The 17,553-nt window shown below is 64.9% G+C and carries 16 protein-coding genes; 7 read left to right on the top strand and 9 right to left on the bottom strand.

Annotation, left to right across the window (positions count from 1 at the left end):
* Positions 1 to 79: 79 nt before the first annotated feature.
* The 3 genes from BST27_RS14265 to BST27_RS14255 are packed head-to-tail and all read right to left on the bottom strand — an operon-like array spanning position 80 to position 2,068.
* A complete protein-coding gene (locus BST27_RS14265; protein ID WP_069420964.1) occupies positions 80 to 925 on the bottom strand; it encodes an enoyl-CoA hydratase/isomerase family protein in 846 nt (281 codons plus the stop codon).
* A gap of 5 nt (positions 926 to 930) precedes the next feature.
* Positions 931 to 1,299 carry a hypothetical protein gene (locus BST27_RS31350; RefSeq protein ID WP_139805158.1) on the bottom strand — a complete coding sequence of 123 codons (369 nt, stop codon included), beginning with the start codon at positions 1,297 to 1,299 and terminating at the stop codon, positions 931 to 933.
* A 22-nt stretch (positions 1,300 to 1,321) separates the two neighbouring features.
* Positions 1,322 to 2,068, bottom strand: a complete 747-nt coding sequence (locus BST27_RS14255; RefSeq protein WP_069420966.1) for an alpha/beta fold hydrolase — start codon at positions 2,066 to 2,068, stop codon at positions 1,322 to 1,324.
* Between the two features lie 160 nt (positions 2,069 to 2,228).
* On the opposite strand from BST27_RS14255, the gene BST27_RS14250 reads away from it, so the two are divergent.
* The 3 genes from BST27_RS14250 (at position 2,229) to BST27_RS14240 (ending at position 6,457) form a co-directional block, all read left to right on the top strand.
* Positions 2,229 to 3,113, top strand: a complete 885-nt coding sequence (locus BST27_RS14250; protein ID WP_069420967.1) for an HpcH/HpaI aldolase/citrate lyase family protein — start codon at positions 2,229 to 2,231, stop codon at positions 3,111 to 3,113.
* A 44-nt stretch (positions 3,114 to 3,157) separates the two neighbouring features.
* Complete coding sequence (locus tag BST27_RS14245) at positions 3,158 to 4,627, top strand: amidase (RefSeq protein WP_083148514.1); 1,470 nt, start codon at positions 3,158 to 3,160, stop codon at positions 4,625 to 4,627.
* A gap of 111 nt (positions 4,628 to 4,738) precedes the next feature.
* The gene (locus BST27_RS14240) at positions 4,739 to 6,457 is read left to right on the top strand and encodes a serine/threonine-protein kinase PknD (RefSeq protein WP_372515532.1); all 1,719 of its coding nucleotides are present in this window, start codon (positions 4,739 to 4,741) and stop codon (positions 6,455 to 6,457) included.
* Positions 6,458 to 6,466: 9 nt separating this feature from the next.
* On the opposite strand, the gene BST27_RS14235 is transcribed toward BST27_RS14240, so the two are convergent.
* A complete protein-coding gene (locus BST27_RS14235) occupies positions 6,467 to 8,902 on the bottom strand; it encodes a glycogen/starch/alpha-glucan phosphorylase (protein WP_372515533.1) in 2,436 nt (811 codons plus the stop codon).
* Positions 8,903 to 9,288: 386 nt separating this feature from the next.
* Between BST27_RS14235 and BST27_RS14225 the strand changes: the two genes are divergently transcribed.
* The gene (locus BST27_RS14225) at positions 9,289 to 11,472 is read left to right on the top strand and encodes a PPE family protein (protein WP_069420972.1); all 2,184 of its coding nucleotides are present in this window, start codon (positions 9,289 to 9,291) and stop codon (positions 11,470 to 11,472) included.
* A 4-nt stretch (positions 11,473 to 11,476) separates the two neighbouring features.
* Here the strand turns inward: BST27_RS14225 and BST27_RS14220 are convergent, their stop codons facing one another.
* Positions 11,477 to 11,800 carry a DMT family transporter gene (locus BST27_RS14220; RefSeq protein ID WP_069420994.1) on the bottom strand — a complete coding sequence of 108 codons (324 nt, stop codon included), beginning with the start codon at positions 11,798 to 11,800 and terminating at the stop codon, positions 11,477 to 11,479.
* A gap of 126 nt (positions 11,801 to 11,926) precedes the next feature.
* Here BST27_RS14220 and BST27_RS14215 point away from each other — a divergent pair, with 126 nt between their 5' ends.
* Positions 11,927 to 12,373 (top strand): DoxX family protein, encoded by a 447-nt coding sequence (locus tag BST27_RS14215; protein WP_069420973.1) that lies wholly within the window; start codon positions 11,927 to 11,929, stop codon positions 12,371 to 12,373.
* On the opposite strand, the gene BST27_RS14210 is transcribed toward BST27_RS14215, so the two are convergent.
* Positions 12,370 to 13,014, bottom strand: coding sequence for an HD domain-containing protein (locus BST27_RS14210; RefSeq protein WP_069420995.1), 645 nt, complete (start codon positions 13,012 to 13,014; stop codon positions 12,370 to 12,372). The genes BST27_RS14215 and BST27_RS14210 overlap by 4 nt on opposite strands.
* Before the next feature lie 170 nt (positions 13,015 to 13,184).
* On the opposite strand from BST27_RS14210, the gene BST27_RS14205 reads away from it, so the two are divergent.
* The gene (locus tag BST27_RS14205; protein WP_069420974.1) at positions 13,185 to 13,958 is read left to right on the top strand and encodes an SDR family NAD(P)-dependent oxidoreductase; all 774 of its coding nucleotides are present in this window, start codon (positions 13,185 to 13,187) and stop codon (positions 13,956 to 13,958) included.
* 1 nt (position 13,959) lies between these two features.
* A complete protein-coding gene (locus tag BST27_RS14200; RefSeq protein WP_069420975.1) occupies positions 13,960 to 14,934 on the top strand; it encodes a phosphotransferase family protein in 975 nt (324 codons plus the stop codon).
* A gap of 14 nt (positions 14,935 to 14,948) precedes the next feature.
* On the opposite strand, the gene BST27_RS14195 is transcribed toward BST27_RS14200, so the two are convergent.
* The 3 genes from BST27_RS14195 to BST27_RS14185 form a co-directional block, all read right to left on the bottom strand.
* Entirely contained in the window at positions 14,949 to 16,244 is a 1,296-nt protein-coding gene (locus tag BST27_RS14195) for an acyl-CoA dehydrogenase family protein (RefSeq protein ID WP_069420996.1), read from the bottom strand.
* The gene (locus BST27_RS14190) at positions 16,241 to 17,017 is read right to left on the bottom strand and encodes an enoyl-CoA hydratase/isomerase family protein (protein WP_069420976.1); all 777 of its coding nucleotides are present in this window, start codon (positions 17,015 to 17,017) and stop codon (positions 16,241 to 16,243) included. Before BST27_RS14190 ends, BST27_RS14195 begins: the two co-directional genes overlap by 4 nt.
* Before the next feature lie 121 nt (positions 17,018 to 17,138).
* Complete coding sequence (locus tag BST27_RS14185; protein ID WP_069420977.1) at positions 17,139 to 17,417, bottom strand: hypothetical protein; 279 nt, start codon at positions 17,415 to 17,417, stop codon at positions 17,139 to 17,141.
* Positions 17,418 to 17,553 lie beyond the last annotated feature (136 nt).

Below are 17,553 nucleotides of genomic sequence, written 5' to 3'. Positions count from 1 at the left end.
GGCTCTGAAGTGATCCACGCACGGCCGAGCGGCGCACCAACTGGCATCAAGTTCCGAAATCCGCCGCGATGACGATCCGTCAGTCCCGAGCGGCGAAATCCCGGACCAGGCGTTCGGTGAGCTCGGCGACGCGCTTCTCGCCGTCCGGTGTCTGCCCGCCCATGTCCAGGAAGGCGCGCATCTGACGCTGGGCGGCATCGGACTGGGCCACTCGGACGAACAGCTCTGCATCGGCTTCCAGGCGCTCGGCCAGGCTGCCGCGGTGGTAAACAGCGCTCTTGGCCGCGCGGACCGCCTCCGGTGGCGCGGCGGCGATACGGCGAGCCAGGGCAGCGACCGCGCCGTCGACCTCCGCGGCCTCATAGCTGCGGTTGAGCAGTCCCCAGCGTTCGGCCGTCTCCGCATCGATATCTTGTCCGCCGAGAATGATTTCCAGCGCACGAGCGTGACCCGCCAACCGGGGCAGCAGCTGTGTTCCGGAGCCCCCCGGGATGATGCCGAGCGGCACTTCCATCTGGTTCCACAGGGTCCGCCCTCGCACCCCGAATCGCATGTCGAACCACGAAACCAGCTCCGCGCCGCCCCCTCCGACGCGTCCCTCGACCTGGGCGATGAAAACCTGAGGCAGTTGCGGAATGCCTTGGCACAGCGAGTGAAACCCGCGTATCGCGGCGATTGCGTCGGCACGTGGGACTGCCGCCATCGTCAGGAGTTCGGATACGTCATAGTGCGCGATGAAGAAATCCGGATTCGCGCTCTTGACCACCACGACCGTCACCGTTGGATTCGACGCGAGCTCGGTGAACAGCTCCGCGAACTCGCCGAAAAGCGCTGGAGTGAAAAGGTTTATCGGCGGGTTATCGATCACCACGGTCAGCAGCGCACCGTCTTGGCTGCACTTGAGAAGTTGGTATCGGTCGCTCATGGCCGTTATGGGAACCTCGGGGTTTTACCTGGCGGTTGTTTGGATTCACGGACGCTGTCGGCTACGTCGCGTACTTGGCGGAACAGCTGGCTGAAGTCCGGCATTCGCGCCCGTGCGGCGCTCAGCGGTGGCGGCGAGTCCTTCAGGTCGGGCAGGTCGAGCACGAGCCATGCGCCAAATTGGTGCGGCTGCACGCGCAGCTGCAGCGTTTCGAGTTCGTCTTCGAGCACGACAGGCACCTTGACGAATTCGCCAGGGACAGCTTGATCGAGCCGCCTCCGCACGATCTCCAGGTCGACATCAGCGGCTAGTCGCCATCGAAGTTCTTGGCCGGTCCGGTGACTCGACGAATAGAGCACAAGATACTTCGCCACGGGGTTTCCCTCCCTAAACGGCTCAACCGAGCGTTTCCCAGAACCGGGTCAGGGCCGCCGCGCCCGAGGCAGGGTCCTGAAGCATCCACCAATGCCCAAGCCCATCAAGGACTTCCGTGCGAGCACCGGCTCTTTCGGCGGCGCGACGTCGCAGCTCCTCGGTGCCGACGTAGGGGTCCTCGGTCGCCAGGATCGACAGACCGGGGCGGACAGCTGCCTTTGCCAGCTCACGGCCTGCCTCGGCCACCGCGGGCTGGCGCGCCGAACGGTACAGCAGCAGGATCGCCCGGCCCATGTCGGGTCCCTGAGCCGCGGCGATGTCGGTCGCGATGTCCAGGGGTATGCCCAGCGCGGACATCTGGGCGGCGCGGTCCTCGATCGTTCCACCGAGCATGGTGTCAACCAGCTCCTCGCCGGCCCCGTCGGTCTGCCAGACCTGGGCCAGGTCGTGCCAGACGTATTCGGGGTCGAACAAGCCGAGAACATCGGTGGCCCAGCTGCGCACCAGTTCCGGACGGTGCATCACCACGTTCACGACGTGGCCGCCGCCCCAGTCGTGACCGACGAGGTCGATCGGCCCGTCGATGCGTTCGAGCTCGTCCTCAAGCCAGTCGCGGTAGGCGAGGTAGGTAGCGGGAAAGTCGTCGGGCAAGGGCGCACCGAATCCTGGTGGGGAGAGTCGCACCACATCGTCATGTCCCAGGGCATTCACCAGTGGACCCCAGATCGCGTCGGTCTCTGGATTGCCGTGTACGAAGACGACTGGCATGGTGCCCTCCACTCAAATCGCCGCAGTTTGCCTCCGTTAGCACATCACAGCCGTTGCCGACGCCGCGAGGGGACATGGGCCAGGGCGTCAGGAAGCCTCGACGGTTGCCCTACGCTAACGAGAGCCTCCCCGAGTACGACCGACGAAAGCGAATGGAGTCATGGCGCCGACGCTGCGACCACGTCGATCGGCCCTATACCTTCCGGGCAACAACGCCCGGGCGTTGGAGAAGGGTAAGACGCTCCCAGCCGATGTGTTGATCTTCGACCTCGAGGACGCCGTCGGCCCCGATGCGAAAACCAAGTCCAGACAGCAGGTGTGCGAGGCCGTTGCGTCGGACGGCTACCGACCCCGTGAGATCGTGGTGCGCATCAACGGGTTGGGCACCGACTGGCACGAAGAGGACCTGGCTGCCGTTGCCGAATGTGGCGCCGACGCTGTGCTGGTGCCGAAAGTCGATACTGGGCAACAAGTCCAGGCGTTGGTCACCAGGCTGGACCGCCTTGGCGCGCCGAAATCCGTGCAGCTCTGGGCAATGATCGAGACACCCCGGGCGTTCCTGCGGATCGAGGAAATCGTTTCGGCCAGCGATCGTTTGGCCGTGCTGGTGGTCGGCACCAACGATCTGGTGAACGAACTGCACGCGCTGCACGTACCTGGACGTGCACCGGTGGTTCCCGCGTTGGCGCTGGCCGTGTTGGGTGCGCGGGTGGCCGGAAAGGCCGTCCTGGACGGAGTCTTCAACGACATCAAAGACGCGGACGGTTTCGCCGCCGAGGCTCGCCAGGGTCGCGAGATGGGTTTCGACGGCAAGACCCTGATCCACCCCTCTCAGGTCGCCCCTGCCAATGAGGTGTTCGGCCCGTCGGAAAAGGAGCTCGCCGACGCCGGCAAGATTGTTCGGGCCTACGAACAGGCGCAGGCCGCGGGTCAAAGCGTCATCACGGTCGACGGCCGCATGATCGAAAGCCTGCATGTGCGTGACGCACAACGGATTCTTGCGCTGGCTGACCGCATCTCCGAATTGGAGGCGCATACCGGGTGACGGACGGCAGTTAGGCGCCGAAACCGGCGACGTACGGTCGAGGGGTGAACTTCGACGAGTACCGGACGTACGACGCAACCGGTCTGGCGAGGCTGGTCGCCGACAAGGAGGTGTCGGCGACAGAGCTGCTCGCGTTGGCGCGGGACCGGGCGGCGGCGGTCAACCCGCGGATCAACGCGATTGTGCGCGACGTGCCCGCAACGCCCGAAGACGTGCCCGACGGGCCCTTCGCGGGCGTCCCGTTCCTGATCAAGGACATCGCCCAGGACTACGCGGGGTTGCCCACTTCGCAGGGGAGCCGCGCGCTGAAGTCGCACCCGGTCGCCGAGCACGCGACCGTTGTCCGACGCTGGCTCGACGCCGGTCTGGTCATCTTCGGCAAGACCAACCTGCCGGAGTTCGGTGCGAAGGCGATCAGCGAGCCCGTTGTCTGGGGGCCCGCGCGAAACCCTTGGGACCTCAGCCGCTCGCCGGGCGGTTCGTCGGGCGGGTCGGCGGCGGCAGTGGCCGCGGGGATCGTGCCGTGTGCGGGCGCCAACGACGGTGGCGGGTCAACCCGCATTCCGGCGGCGTGCTGTGGGCTGGTTGGGCTGAAACCGGGCCGAGGGCTGACACCCGCGGGTCCAGGAATGGCGGAGTCCATGCACGGTGCCGCGGTTCAGGGCGTCGTGTCGCGCTCGGGGCGCGACACCGCCGCCATGCTCGACATCATCAGCGGCGGTGAGCCTTTCGGGCCTTTCGTGCCGGGATTGCCCACTGCGCCCTTCGTTTCACGGGTGGGCGCCGACCCGGGAAAACTTCGTATTGGCTTTCGGGTGCCGTCCGCGATCAACCCGACGCCGCACCACGAGGCGTTCGCGGCCGTGGAGGCGGCGGCGCGGGTCCTGACCGAACTCGGTCATCACGTCGAAGAGTTGCCCCGGGCGCCATACGACGACGCCGCGCTGGCCAGGGACTTCTTGCTGACCTGGTTTGTCTTCGTCGCCTGGGAGGTCGCCGAGGCGAAACGACTCACCGGCGCCGGTGACGACGCCTTCGAGCAGGACACCCTGATCATGGCCGCGCTCGGGCGGGCGACGAGCGGGGTCGACTACGTGGATGCCGTTCAGCGCCGGCATGAGCACACGCGGCGCCTGACCACGTTCTTCGAGTCCTACGACCTGTTGCTGACGCCCACCTTGGCCACCCCGCCGCCCAGAATCGGCGAGTTCGACCTGCCTGCGGTGCTACAGCGCGGGGCCGACGTACTGATCAAGACCCGCACCGCCCGGTTCCTGCGGTACACCAAGATCATCGACGACATGGTCGACCAGAATCTCGGCTGGGTTCCCTACACCCAGCTGGCCAATCTGACTGGGAGGCCGGCGATTTCGTTGCCTCTGCACTGGACCGCAGACGGGCTGCCGCTGGGTGTGCAATTTGTCGCGCCACTGGGCGGCGAGTCGTTGCTCATCGAGCTGGCCGCCCAACTCGAGCAGGCGAGTCCGTGGGCCGATCGGGTGGCCCCGATCTAGCACCTGTCGGTCGACGTCAGGAAGGCACGCACTTCGCTGCGTATTGTGAGCCGCGTGGAGGGTAAGACGTTTGGGCGCTACCGCATCGTCGAGCTGCTGGGTCGCGGTGGCATGGGCGAGGTGTGGCGCGCCTTCGACTCCGAGACCGACCGCGTGGTGGCACTCAAGGTGTTGCCGCCGCATCTGGCCAAGGATGCGAGTTTTGCGGCGCGGTTTAAACGCGAGGCCCATGCAGCAGCCCGCTTGAACAATCCGCACATCATCCCCATCCATCATTACGGCGAGATCGATGGACGGCTGTATGTGGACATGCGCCTGATCGAGGGCCGTGATCTTCATCAGCTGCTGACGCAGGGCGCGCTGGATCCGGAGCGGGCAGTGCACCTCATCGATCAGGTGGCCAAGGCGCTAAACGCCGCGCACCGGGTCGGCTTGGTGCACCGCGACGTCAAACCGTCCAATGTGTTGGTCGACGAGGACGACTTTGCTTACCTGATCGATTTCGGGCTGGCCCGCGCCCTCGATGAGTCGCGGCTGACCAACACGGGAAGCACGGTCGGCACCATGCTTTACATCGCGCCGGAGCGGTTGGAAGACAACCCGCAGGACGACGCGCGGGGTGATGTCTACGCGTTGGCATGCGTGTTGTACGAGTGCCTGACCGGGAAGCCGCCTTTTGCTCCAACCGGTTTGGCCGGAGTGATCGCCGCGCACCTCAACACTCCGCCGCCGCAACCGTCGCTCACCTGCCCTGGCGTGCCGAAGGCCTTCGATTCGGTCATCGCGAAGGGTATGGCCAAGGATCCCGCTGAGCGGTACGCCACCACGATGGAGTTGGCGCGCGGTGCCCGCCAAGCAATTGCGGGGCGGGGTCGGCAACTTAAGGGGAGGACGGGGCAGAACCGTGCCGAGGGGGCGAAAACGGCTCCGGCGGCACCGGTCCGCTGGTGGCAGCGCAGAGCCGTGCTGGTGCCCGCCGTCGCGGTCGCAGTAATCGCGGTGGCGGGTGCGATCGCGCTGGTCAAGAACGACGCCATCGGTACGCACCATCAAGGCACGCAAGCCCAGCTGGCGCGAAATCAACGGACGCTGCCCTTCACGGGTGTCCAATCTCCTTATGGCGCAGCGGTTCAGAGCAACGGGACCGTCTACGTCGCCGACGACACCTCGCAGCAAGTCCTCGCCCTGGCCCAGGGTGCCAACAGCCCGACGACGCTGGCTTTCACGGGCCTCGACTTTCCCTCCGATGTGGCGGTAGACAGTGCGGGGACCGTGTACGTCGCCGATTTCAGCAACGACCGCGTCGTGGCCCTGGCCGCGGGTTCCACCAGCCAGATTGTCCTGCCGTTCACCGGGCTCGAAGGCCCGCGGGGGGTGTGGGTCGACGACAGCGGAGTCGTCTATGTGGCCGACGGACCCAGCCGCCGGGTGGTGAAGCTGGCGGCGAATTCCACCAACCAATCGACGTTGCCGTTCAGCGGTCTGGGCGAGCCCACCGGGGTGGCAGTTGACAGCAAAGGGACCGTCTATGTGGCCGACAACGGCTCACATCAGGTGGTGGCGCTGCCGGCGGGATCCACCCGCCAGACGAACCTGCCTTTCACCGGCCTCAACCGGCCCGAGGGCTTGGCCGTCGACAGCAAGGGGACGGTGTACGTCGCCGACGCGGGCAACAACCGAGTGCTGGCGCTGGCGCCCGGTTCCACCGACCAGGACATCCTGCCCTTTACCGGCCTGGATTCACCCGACAGTGTGGCGGTCGGCAGCAACGGCACGGTGTATGTGGCCGACTTGGGCAATCACCGGGTGGTGGAACTGGCGCGGATGTGAGCTTTCGCCTCAGATCTTGACGGTCAGCGGCCAGACCTTCCAGATGTCTTCGCAGTACTCGGCGATCGCGCGGTCGGAGGAGAATTTGCCGCTGCGCGCGGTGTTGAGAATGGACATCTTCGTCCACGCATCGCGGTCCTGCCACGCCGCACTCACCCGTTCCTGGCACTCGACGTACGACGCGAAGTCGGCGCAGACCAGGAAGGGGTCGTCGTAGCGGAGATTGTCCACCAGCGGACGGAACACCTCGGGGTCGCCATGTGAGAACGTCCCGCCTTCGATCAGATCCAGCACGGCGCTGAGCTCTTCGTTGGCTTCGATGTAGTCCGCCGGGCGGTAGCCGCTCGCCTTGAGCGCCTCCACTTCCTCCACCGTCAGCCCGAACAGGAAGAAGTTCTCCGGCCCGGCCTCCTCGCGGATCTCGACGTTGGCCCCATCGAGAGTGCCGACGGTCAGCGCGCCGTTGATCATGAACTTCATGTTCCCGGTGCCCGACGCCTCCTTGCCGGCGGTGGAGATCTGTTCGGAGACATTGGCCGCCGGGTAGATCAGGTGCGCGTTCTGCACGTTGAAGTTCGGGATGAAGGCGACCTTGAGGGACTTGTTGACTTCCGGGTCGGAGTTGATCGTCTCGCCGACGGCGTTGATCAGCTTGATGATTCGCTTGGCCATGAAGTAGCCGGGTGCCGCCTTGCCGCCGAAAATGAAGGCGCGTGGCGGAATCTTGAGGTCAGGATTCTGCTTGAGCCGGTAGTACAGCGCGATGATGTGCAGGACGTTGAGATGCTGGCGCTTGTACTCGTGGATGCGCTTGACCTGGATGTCGAAAATCCATTCCGGGTTCAGCTCGACTCCCGTCGCCGAGCGGATGAACTGGGCCAAACGCGCTTTGTTGGCGCGTTTGATGTCGCGCCACTGCTCGCGGAACGACGGTTGGTCGACGAACTCCTCCAACCCGCGCAGGCGGTCCAGGTCCTTCAGCCAGCCCTCCCCGATGGTTCGGTCCAGCAACTCGCGCAGTCCCGGGTTGGCCAGCGCGAGGAAGCGCCGTGGCGTCACACCATTGGTCTTGTTGCTGAACCGCTCCGGCCACATCTCGTAAAAGTCTTTGAGCACACTGTCTTTCAACAGCTCCGAGTGGAGCGCGGCGACACCGTTGATGGCGTGGCTGCCGACGGTCGCCAGGTGCGCCATCCGGACGCACCGATTGCCCTCCTCGCCGATCAGCGACATCCTGCGTACTCGATCGGCGTCGCCGAGGAATTTCGTGCGCACCTCGTCGAGGAAGCGGCGGTTGATCTCGTAGATGATTTCGAGGTGGCGGGGCAGCGACTCGCCAAACATCTGCAGTGGCCACGTCTCCAGTGCTTCGGGGAGCAGCGTGTGGTTGGTGTAGCCGAACGTCGCGACCGTGATGTCCCAGGCCTCGTCCCAGTCCAGGTGGCGTTCGTCGATGAGCAGACGCATGAGTTCGGCGACCCCGATCGACGGATGGGTGTCGTTGAGTTGCAGGGCAAACCGTTGGGGGAGTTCCCTGACCGACACGTCGGCAAGGTCGTCCATGATGTGCAGCACATGCTGCAACGAGCAGGAAACAAAGAAGTGCTGCTGGAGCAGGCGCAATCGCTTGCCGGCCTCTGGCTCGTCATTGGGGTAGAGCACCTTGGTGACCGTCTCGGAAGTGACCTCGTCCTCGACGGCCTTGTAGTAGTCGCCGGTGTTGAAGGCGTCCAGCGCAAACGATTTCACGGCTCGCGCACTCCACAAGGTCAGTACGTTGCAGGTGTTGACCCCGTACCCCTGGATGGGCGTGTCGTACGCGACACCTTTGAGCATCAGGCCCGGCACCCAGCGGACCCGGTCTCGGCCACTGTCGTCGGTGTAGTGCTCGACGTGGCCGCCCCATTTGACCAGGTAGTTGACATCGGGTTTGGCTATCTCCCAAGGGTTTCCACTGTCCAGCCAGTTATCCGTCTGTTCCACCTGCCAGCCGTCGCGGATCTCCTGGTCGAAGATGCCGAACTCGTAGCGGATGCCGTAACCGATCGCCGGCCGTTCCAGGGTGGCCAGCGAGTCCAGGTAGCAGGCGGCAAGCCTGCCCAAGCCGCCGTTGCCCAACCCGGGTTCCTCCTCGCACGCCAAGACCTCGTCGAGTCGTTGGCCCATGGCGGCCAGTGCGTCCTTGGCGGCCTTCTCCAAGCCCAGGTTCAGTAGGTTGTTGCCGAGTTGCGGGCCCATCAGAAACTCGGCCGACAGATAGCACGTCACTTTGCGGCCGAGATCGAGCGAGACCTGAGTCGAGGCCACCCGGCGATCCTGCATGCGGTCACGCACGGCCAGCGCCAGCGCCCGGTAATAGTGCTCTGGGCGGAGGGCGGCGGCCGGGCGGCCAATCGAGTAACGGAGATGGTCGGTGATTGCGCGCTGCAGTGCCGGTGCCTGCATCCCGGTACGAGTGGGCTCGACCAGGTCGGGCCGCACCGGCGCGCCAGCGGAGGTTGCGTTGGTGGGGGTCTGCTCCACATCGGTCATCGCGTGTCCCGCTCCCTGCTGTATTCATCGTCGGTTTGGCAGCGATGTTTGCACATCAGGCGCGTAATCGCTCTCGGAAACGTGAACGCGAGATCACCGCCGGGCGACAATCCTGTGCGGTGCCGTTTCTTCAGCACGTATTCGGCAGCGTGCCAATCATTTTGCAGCATCTTTCGCCGTCCGCCTGTGCCGAACGGGCGCAGCCGGTAGGGTTCGGACGTCGACACCGGCTGCGCGGGCAGGCCTTTCTACACCTATGTCGACAACCACAGGGAGTCTGACAAGGGGGCGATGCCCGCATGAGTTTTGTCGTGCTGCCGCCGGAGATCAATTCGGCGCTGATGTTCGGCGGTGCCGGTTCCGGGCCGATGCTGGCCGCCGCGACGGCGTGGGGTGGGCTGGCCGAGGAGCTGAACGCGGCGGCGACCGCGTTCGAGTCGGTGACCGCCGGGTTGGTCGGCGGAACGTGGCAGGGGCCGGCGGCGGAGGCGATGGCAGCGACGGCCGTCCGCTATGCGGGGTGGTTGAGCGCCGCCGCGACCCAGACTGAGGTGGCGGCCAGTCAGGCCAAAGCCGCTGCCGCGGCATTCGAGGCCGCCCAGGCCGCCACCGTGCACCCGTGGCTGGTGGCCGCCAACCGCTCGGAGCTGGTGGCGATGGTGCGGTCGAATCTGTTCGGCTTCAACGCTCCGGCGATCGCGGCCATCGAAGCCGTCTACGAGCAGATGTGGGCCCAGGATGCGGCCGCGATGTTCGGTTACCACGCCGGGGTATCCGCGGCGGCTGAGCAGTTGATTCCCTGGCAGCAGGCCCTACGAAACCTGCCGGTGTTCAACATTGGCGCGAACCTGGGGCTGGGGAACATCGGCGACTGGAACGTGGGCGGCGGCAATTTCGGCACGTTCAATCTGGGTGCCGGGAACAGCGGCCCGGGCGGCGGCGTAGGCAACCTCGGTTTGGGCAACTACGGATCGTTCAACTTCGGTGCCGGCAACGGAAACGCCGCGATGGTGGCCGACGGCTTGAAATTCCCTGGCGCGGCACGTTTCAACTTCGGTACCGGGAATATCGGGGATTTCAATTTCGGTATTGGCAACGTCGGGACCGGCAACATCGGCTTGGGCAACGGAAACCTCGCCGGCGTCCTTGCCGCCAATCCGGTGGCGTCCCTGTACAACGTCGGTGCCGGCAACCGAGGCAGCTACAACTTCGGGATCGGCAATTTCGGCGTCAACAACTTCGGCCTCGGCAACGTGGGCAGCAACAACATCGGCATCGGACTCAACGGCAACAACCAGGTTGGAATCGGCGGGCTCAGTTTCAGCGCCAGCAGTTGGAATCTCGGGTTCGGGAACGACGGCAGCTTCAATATCGGTTTGGGCAATACCGGCATCGGTAACTTCGGCCTGGCCAATACCGGCAACGGAAACATCGGCATCGGACTCACGGGCGACAACCAGATCGGCTTCGGCGGGTTCAACTCTGGTAGCGGTAACACCGGCTTTTTCAACTCCGGCACCGGCAACTCCGGCTTCTTCAACTCCGGTAGCGGCAACGTGGGATTCGCGAACACCGGTAGCACGAACTTTGGCGCGATCAATTCCGGCAGCTTCAACACCGGCGTCGGCAACTCGGGCAACACCAACACCGGCTTCTGGAACGCGGGCAGTTTCAACACCGGTTCGTTCAACGCCGGCAGCACCAACATGGGCACGGCGAATGCAGGCAACGGAAACCTGGGCGCCATCAATTCCGGCGGCACGGAACTGTTCGGTCATAACGTCGGTTTCTTCAACTCGGGCAACCACAACGTGGGTTCGTTCAACGCGGGTTTCGGCAACCTGGGGTGGTCCAACGCGGGCGTCGGCAACACCGGCGCCTTCAACGCAGGCGGCAACAACACCAACCCGGTCTTCGGGCCGGGAGTCGCCACGCAAGCCGGCAACACCGGCTTCTTCAACACCGGCTTCACGAACACCGGTTTGTTCAACTCCGGCAACACTAATACCGGCTTCTTGAATGCAGGCAACGTCAACACCGGCGTCGGCGGTGTGGGCAGCTACAGCGGCAACTCAGGCTTCGGCAACTCGGGCACCGGCAACTCGGGTTTCTTCAACGCCAGCAACTTCAATTCGGGATTTGCGAACATCGCCGGCGGCGGCTACAACTCGGGCGTCGGGAATTCGGGTGCCGGCGCGAACAACGTCGGCTTCTTCAACTCGAGCAGCGGCGGCACCGACACCGGTTTCTTCAATATGGGCGGCGAGGGCCTTCGCGTCGGCGTGCTGAACACCGGCCGACACGATATCGGTTTCCTGAACTCGGGCTATTACAACACCGGATTCTTCAATTCGGGCCAGCACAGCTCGGGCATCGGCAATTCCGTACCGGGCAGCGGCTCGGGCTTTGGGAACTCCGGTGACGGCGACTCCGGGGCGTTCAACTGGCGGCCGGGGCAGTCGGGTTTCTTCGGCTTCTTCTGACAGGTCAATGCGCCCCGGACAGGTTCAGCGTGACAACGCCCACGATGATGAGCCCTACGCCGAGGATCTTTGCCACCGTAACGGGCGAGCCCAGGAACAGCACGGCGATGAGCACGATGCCCGCTGTACCAATAGCCGACCAGAGCGCGTAGGCAACATCGGTCTGCATGCCGCGCGAGATCGACACCGAAAGCAGAGCAAACGAGATTCCGTAGCCCAAGAGGCACACCACCGTCGGCCCCAGTCGAGTGAAGCCTTCCGTGCTCTTGAGCAGACTGGTCGCGACCACTTCGGCGAAGATCGCGCCGAGCAGGAAAAGATAAGCCAACACGCCCCCTTGTCTACAAGGCGCCCCGGGCGAGCGTGCGCGTAGGTACGAACTTCCCCGGCGTGTCGTGCACTGACACGCACGCTCGCGGGGAAAGTCGGGTGGCTGGGTGGCTAACGTTGGTTTATGACGAGCAGCCTCGACGCCCGCCTCACCGGCTACTCACCGGCGGTGCTGAGCCTCTTCAGGCTGGTATATGGTTTGCTCTTTGCTGGGTACGGGTCGATGAGCCTCTTCGGTTGGCCGGTGCGCACCAAGTTCTTCGTCGGCTTCTGGTCCTGGCCCGGCTCGTACGCCGGCCTCTTCGAAGTCACCACCGGGCTGCTGATCGCGGCCGGCTTGTTCACCCGCGCCGCCGCATTCATCGCCTCCGGCGAAATGGCCGTCGCCTACTTCTGGATGCATCAACCCAAGGCGTTGATACCCATCGCGGATCCACCGCAGGGCAATGGGGGAGCGCTGGCAATACTCTTCTGCTTCGCGTTCTTCCTGCTGGTCTTCACGGGCGGCGGGCGCTACTCGCTCGATGCGGTGCTCCGGGCGCGCGACGTCGGCCGGACGCGGGGGACTTAGCTGCCCCAGCGCCCCAGCGCCGCCATTTGTTCCACGCCGGTGATGCCGTTGGCCTGCCGTTCCTGCAGCACGCCGAGGGGGAATGAGTAAGGCGGCGCCGCCTCCGGACTGCGCTGTGCGTGTGTGGTGATGGCGTCCAGCAGCGTGGTGGCCATAGACAGCCTCGGGTAGCGGGCGTGAATCGCATCGGCGGTCTGGTCATCCACCAACTCGGCGTTGCGGCCGAAATCCATTCCCACCCCGCCGTTCACCAGATAGCAGAGGGGTCCGCGTCGGTCGGCGATGCCGAATGAGGTGTGCAAGGCGATGGCTTCCCACACGGTGTCGACCGCCGTGCGGTCATAGCCGTGTTCGGTCAGCAGGGTAGCCGCCAGGTCAGCGCCTTCGACCTCGAATCGTGCCTTGCCGGGCGCCGCGGACCCGGCGCCGAGATCGTGTAGTACACAGGCCAAAAACAAGGCTTCACTGTCGTATTCGGCGCCCGCGCGCATGCCATCGTGTGCGGCGAGCAATTCGGCGAACAGGTAGCTGCGGACGCTGTGGTTGAACACCGAGTCGGATTCGGTGGATTGAGCCAAGCGGACGGCGGCCTGCGCGACGGTGGTGTCGATCAATGCGGGGATTACCGGTGTGTGCGTCATGGTGATCACGCTAGGAGCGGGGCGACAATCAGGGTTAGTGGCTAAAATGACATGCTCCCCACGAATCAGGACACGATCGACACCATGCGCCGATCTCCGTGCCTATACTTCGGATCGTCCGGAGGGATCGTCTTGGAGAGGCATTGACCGCAGACCAACGGTGCGACGGCATGGTGGCCCTGGTGACCGGAAGTAGCCGCGGGCTGGGCAAGGCCATCGCCGCCCGACTGGCCGAGCGGGGTGCCACCGTGGCGCTCACGGCCCGAACCATGGATCCCGACCCCAAGTACCAGGGTTCGCTCAGTCAGACGCGCGACGAGATCACCTCGTCGGGTGGCCGCGCCGTCGCGATCCAGGCGGACCTCTCCAAACCCGAAGAGCGGGAACGGCTTTTCGCGGAGATTACGGCGGCCGTCGGCGCCCCCGACATCCTGGTCAACAATGCCGCGGTGACTTTCCTGCGACCTCTGGATGGGTTCCCGGACAAGCGGGTCCGGCTGATGATGGAGATGCACCTGTTCGGCCCGCTGCACCTGAGCCAACTCGCGATTCCGGCGATGCGCGAGCGCGGCCGCGGCTGGATCCTCAACGTCACCTCGGTCGGCGGCGACCTGCCTCCCGGCCCGCCATTCTCCGATTTCGACCGGACCGCCGGGTTCGGTATCTATGGAACCGCCAAAGCCGCGCTCAATCGGCTGACGAAAAGCCTTGCGGCCGAACTATACGACGACGGCATCGCCGTCAACGCCGCCGCTCCGACCAACCCGGTGGCGACCCCCGGAGCGGGCACGCTCGACCTGGCCAATACCGACACCGAGGACATCGAGTTGATCACCGAGACCGCATACCGGTTGTGCACGGGAGATCCGAAGACGTTGACCGGGCGCATCGCACACACTCAGACCTTCCTGGCCGAGGTCGGCTGGACGAATCCGGCCGGCTGAAATGAATGAAATCGTCCTCGATGTACTGCGGCGGCGCCTGTCCAGTGCCGGTGTCACCGAGGTGATCCCGTTCGGGGGTGGGGCGTCCAGCATCACCTTCACCGGTGTGCGCGATGAACGGGACGTGGTGATCAAGGTGGCGCCGGCGGGCGTAAAGCCGGTCGCGAATCGTGATGTGCTGCGCCAGGCCCGCGTCATCAAAGCGCTCGCCGGGACATCGGTTCCGGTGCCCGAAGTGCTCTGGGAGGACGACGCGCTGCCGCCGCTCTTCGTGATGTCACGCGTCGAGGGCGAATGCGTCGAACCGCTTTTCAGCGGCGTCACCGACGACACACCGTTGCCCGACGTGACCGAGCGCTATCGCAACGCCAGTCGCGTCATGGCCGCAGTGCACCGTTTGTTGCCGGGCGACATCGGGCTCGGTGACGAGCCGGTGCTGGAACCGGTCGCAGAGGTGCATCGGTGGTGTAACGCGTTGCGGACCGTCGATCCGGCGCTCGTGCCCGGCTGGCAGGACGTGCCGGAGGCGCTGCTGCGGAGTGTGCCAACGGCCTTGCGCCCCAGCGTGATACACGGTGACTTCCGGCTGGGGAACATGCTTGCCGTCGGCGCCCAGATCCGCGCGGTCATCGACTGGGAGATCTGGGCGGTCGGTGACCCGCGCATCGACCTCGGCTGGTTCCTCATCAACAGCGATCCCGGCACGTACCAACGCGTTCCGGAAGCTGCCGGCATCGCGCCGCCGAGTGACGAGCTGGCGCGGATCTACGCCGACGAGCTGGGTGGCGGCCCTGCGGTTCTGGACGACCTGTCATGGTTCCGCGCGCTGGCATGCTTCAAGTCCACGGCCACCTGGTCGCTCATCATCAAACACAATCGTCGAAAGCGTTCTCCGCGAGCCGAATTGGAGGCCATGGTGCCCGTGTTGCCGCGGCTGTTGGCGCGCGCTCGCGCGCTGCTGGACCAGCCGGACTAGCGGGACCAACCGGACTAGCTGCGGGGAATACCGGCCAGCTTGTCGGCGAACTTCGCCTCCGCGGCGGCCCGCAACCGCAGCAGATGTTCGGACGGAAACAGATCCGGTGCGGCGGGTCGGTCCTTGAGCAACAGGCGAGCCAACGTCACCTTGTGCACCTCGGTGGGGCCGTCGGCCAGGCCGAGCACGAACGACTCCACCAGGTATTGCACAAACGGCATCTCGTGCGTGGTTCCCAGCGAGCCGTGCAGTTGCAGCGCCCGCGCCGACACGTCGTGCAGCACCTTCTGCATCATCGCCTTGACCGCGGAGATGTCGGCTCGCACGGCCTTGTAGTCGTTGAATTGATCGATCTTCCACGCGGTCTGCAGGGTTAGCAGCCGGAACGCCTCGATCTCCATCCACGAGTCGGCCACCATCTCCTGGACGAGCTGTTTGTTGGCCAGCGGCTCACCCTGGGTGTATCGCGACACCGCTCGTTCACAAAGCATGTCGAAGATCCGCCGAACCAGCCCCACGGTGCGCATCGCGTGATGGATACGACCGCCACCCAGCCGGGTCTGAGCGACGACGAAGGCGCCGCCGCGCGGGCCCAGCATGTGATCGGCCGGCACCCGCACGTCCTCATAGCGGACATAACCTTCCCGACCGCCGCCGAATGGCTGGTACCCCAGTCCGACATCGCGTAATACGTTGATACCTGGTGTGTCTGCGGGGACGACGAACATGGAGTAGCGTTCGTACGGCGGCGCTTCGGGATCCGTCATCGCCATCACGATGATGAACGACGCCAGGGACGCAAACGACGAAAACCACTTCTCTCCGTTGATGACCCAGTGATCCCCGTCGGGGACGGCGGTGGTGCGGAACACCTTCGGGTCGGCACCACCCTGCGGCTCGGTCATCGAAAAGCACGACACGATGCGGTTGTCCAACAGCGGTTCCAGGTAGCGCGCCTTGAGTTCGGGCGTGCCGTAGTGAGCAAGGATTTCGCTGTTGCCGGAATCGGGTGCCTGCGAGCCGAATACGATCGGTGCGCACTCCGAACGTCCCAAGATCTCGTTGAGCAGTGCGAGTTTCACCTGGCCGTAGCCCGGCCCACCGAGGTGCGGCCCGAGGTGGGTGGCCCATAGTCCGCGTTCTTTCACGATTTGCTGCAGCGGCGGTATCAGGGCCTGGCGCACCGGGTCGTTGAGATCGTGGGATTCCTTGACGATCAAGTCGATTGGTTCGCATTCGGAGCGAACGAAGTCCTCGACCCACTTCAGCTGTTCCGCCCAGTCCGGGTCGGTGGAAAAGTCCCACGTCATGACGACCACTTCTTTCGCCGGGCGGCCGCGTCATCGGTCGCGTGCGTGATCACTTGGTTGCGATTTTCGAGTTCCAGCGCCGACGAAAGGCTGTCGGCGTCGGTGTTGAGTTGCAGCGCACGCTTGGTCAGCTGCACCCCCAACGGCGCGTGGCCGGCGATCAGTGTGGCCAATTCCAGGGCGCGGTCGATCAACGCATCGGGCTCGACCACCTCACTCACCAATCCTCGACGTTCGGCCTCGTCGGCGGATACGGTCCGGCCGGTGAGCATCCAGTCGGCGGCGACGCTGGTCCCGACGATGCGCGGCAGGTGATAGCTCATGCCCATCTCGGCGCCGGAGAGCCCGAGCAGAATTGCGGCATTGCCGAATGATGCTGCCGCCGAACAGATCCGGATGTCACTGGCGAGGAACAGCGCGAATCCCGCTCCGACGCAAGGCCCGTTGACGGCGGCGACGACGGGCTGCGGCAACTGGCGGATGGCTTCGGGGAGCGCGGCCATTCGTTCCTGGAAGCGCATCCGTTCGAGCACCGGCGCGGTGTCCTCCGGCACGTCGGGACCGAAGTTGCGCAGGTCGATGCCCGAGCAGAAGCCGCGTCCGGACCCGGTGAGCACGACGGCGTGCACCGAACGGTCGGTGCCCAATTCGGCCAGTGTCTGGGCCAGTTCGGTTTGCATTGTCTGGTTGATGGCGTTGAGCCGCTCCGGGCGATCGAGCTGCACGACGACAACACCGTCACGCGGTCGGGTTATTTGCAGGGTGTGTGTCACGGAATCCTCGAGAAGTCGCCTTCCTCAACGGCGGCGCGTAGCCGCAATCCGGTGACCAGCTTAGGTTAGGTATGGTCGCGCGCGATGGTGAGCGCTCTTTCGACGGTGGGGCGTCGGACTTTCAGAACCCCATCTTTTGGCACTTGGCATTTCGGTTCTGACAAAACATTCCGCTGCCGGTCCAGTCTTTCTGGCCCGGTACGCCGAAGTTGTTGGGTGTGTCCAGCGAGCGCGGATCCTGCCCCGGTCCTGCTAAGAAGCCCGGGATGGCGAGCATATCGTCGATGATGGGCGGCGTCGCATCTTCTGGGTCGGCGCGAGCGACACCGGTGCCGCCTAGGAGAGCCGTCAGTCCTATGAGGACGGCGACAAGAAACTGAGCGAACCTTTGAAGGCTCATTGGTCGCCCTCTCTGCCCAAACACCGGCGATGCCAGCAATCACTGGCTAACTGTCGAGCTTACTCGCCAATGACGGCCCGGTCGCCGAACAAAACCACGTCTTCGTCGCGAAGCTGCTACAAACGCGCAACAAGTG

Origin of the sequence: Mycobacterium intermedium (assembly GCF_002086275.1) — a bacterium.
Lineage (GTDB): Bacteria > Actinomycetota > Actinomycetes > Mycobacteriales > Mycobacteriaceae > Mycobacterium > Mycobacterium intermedium.
This window is presented reverse-complemented; position numbering and strand designations above follow the sequence as displayed.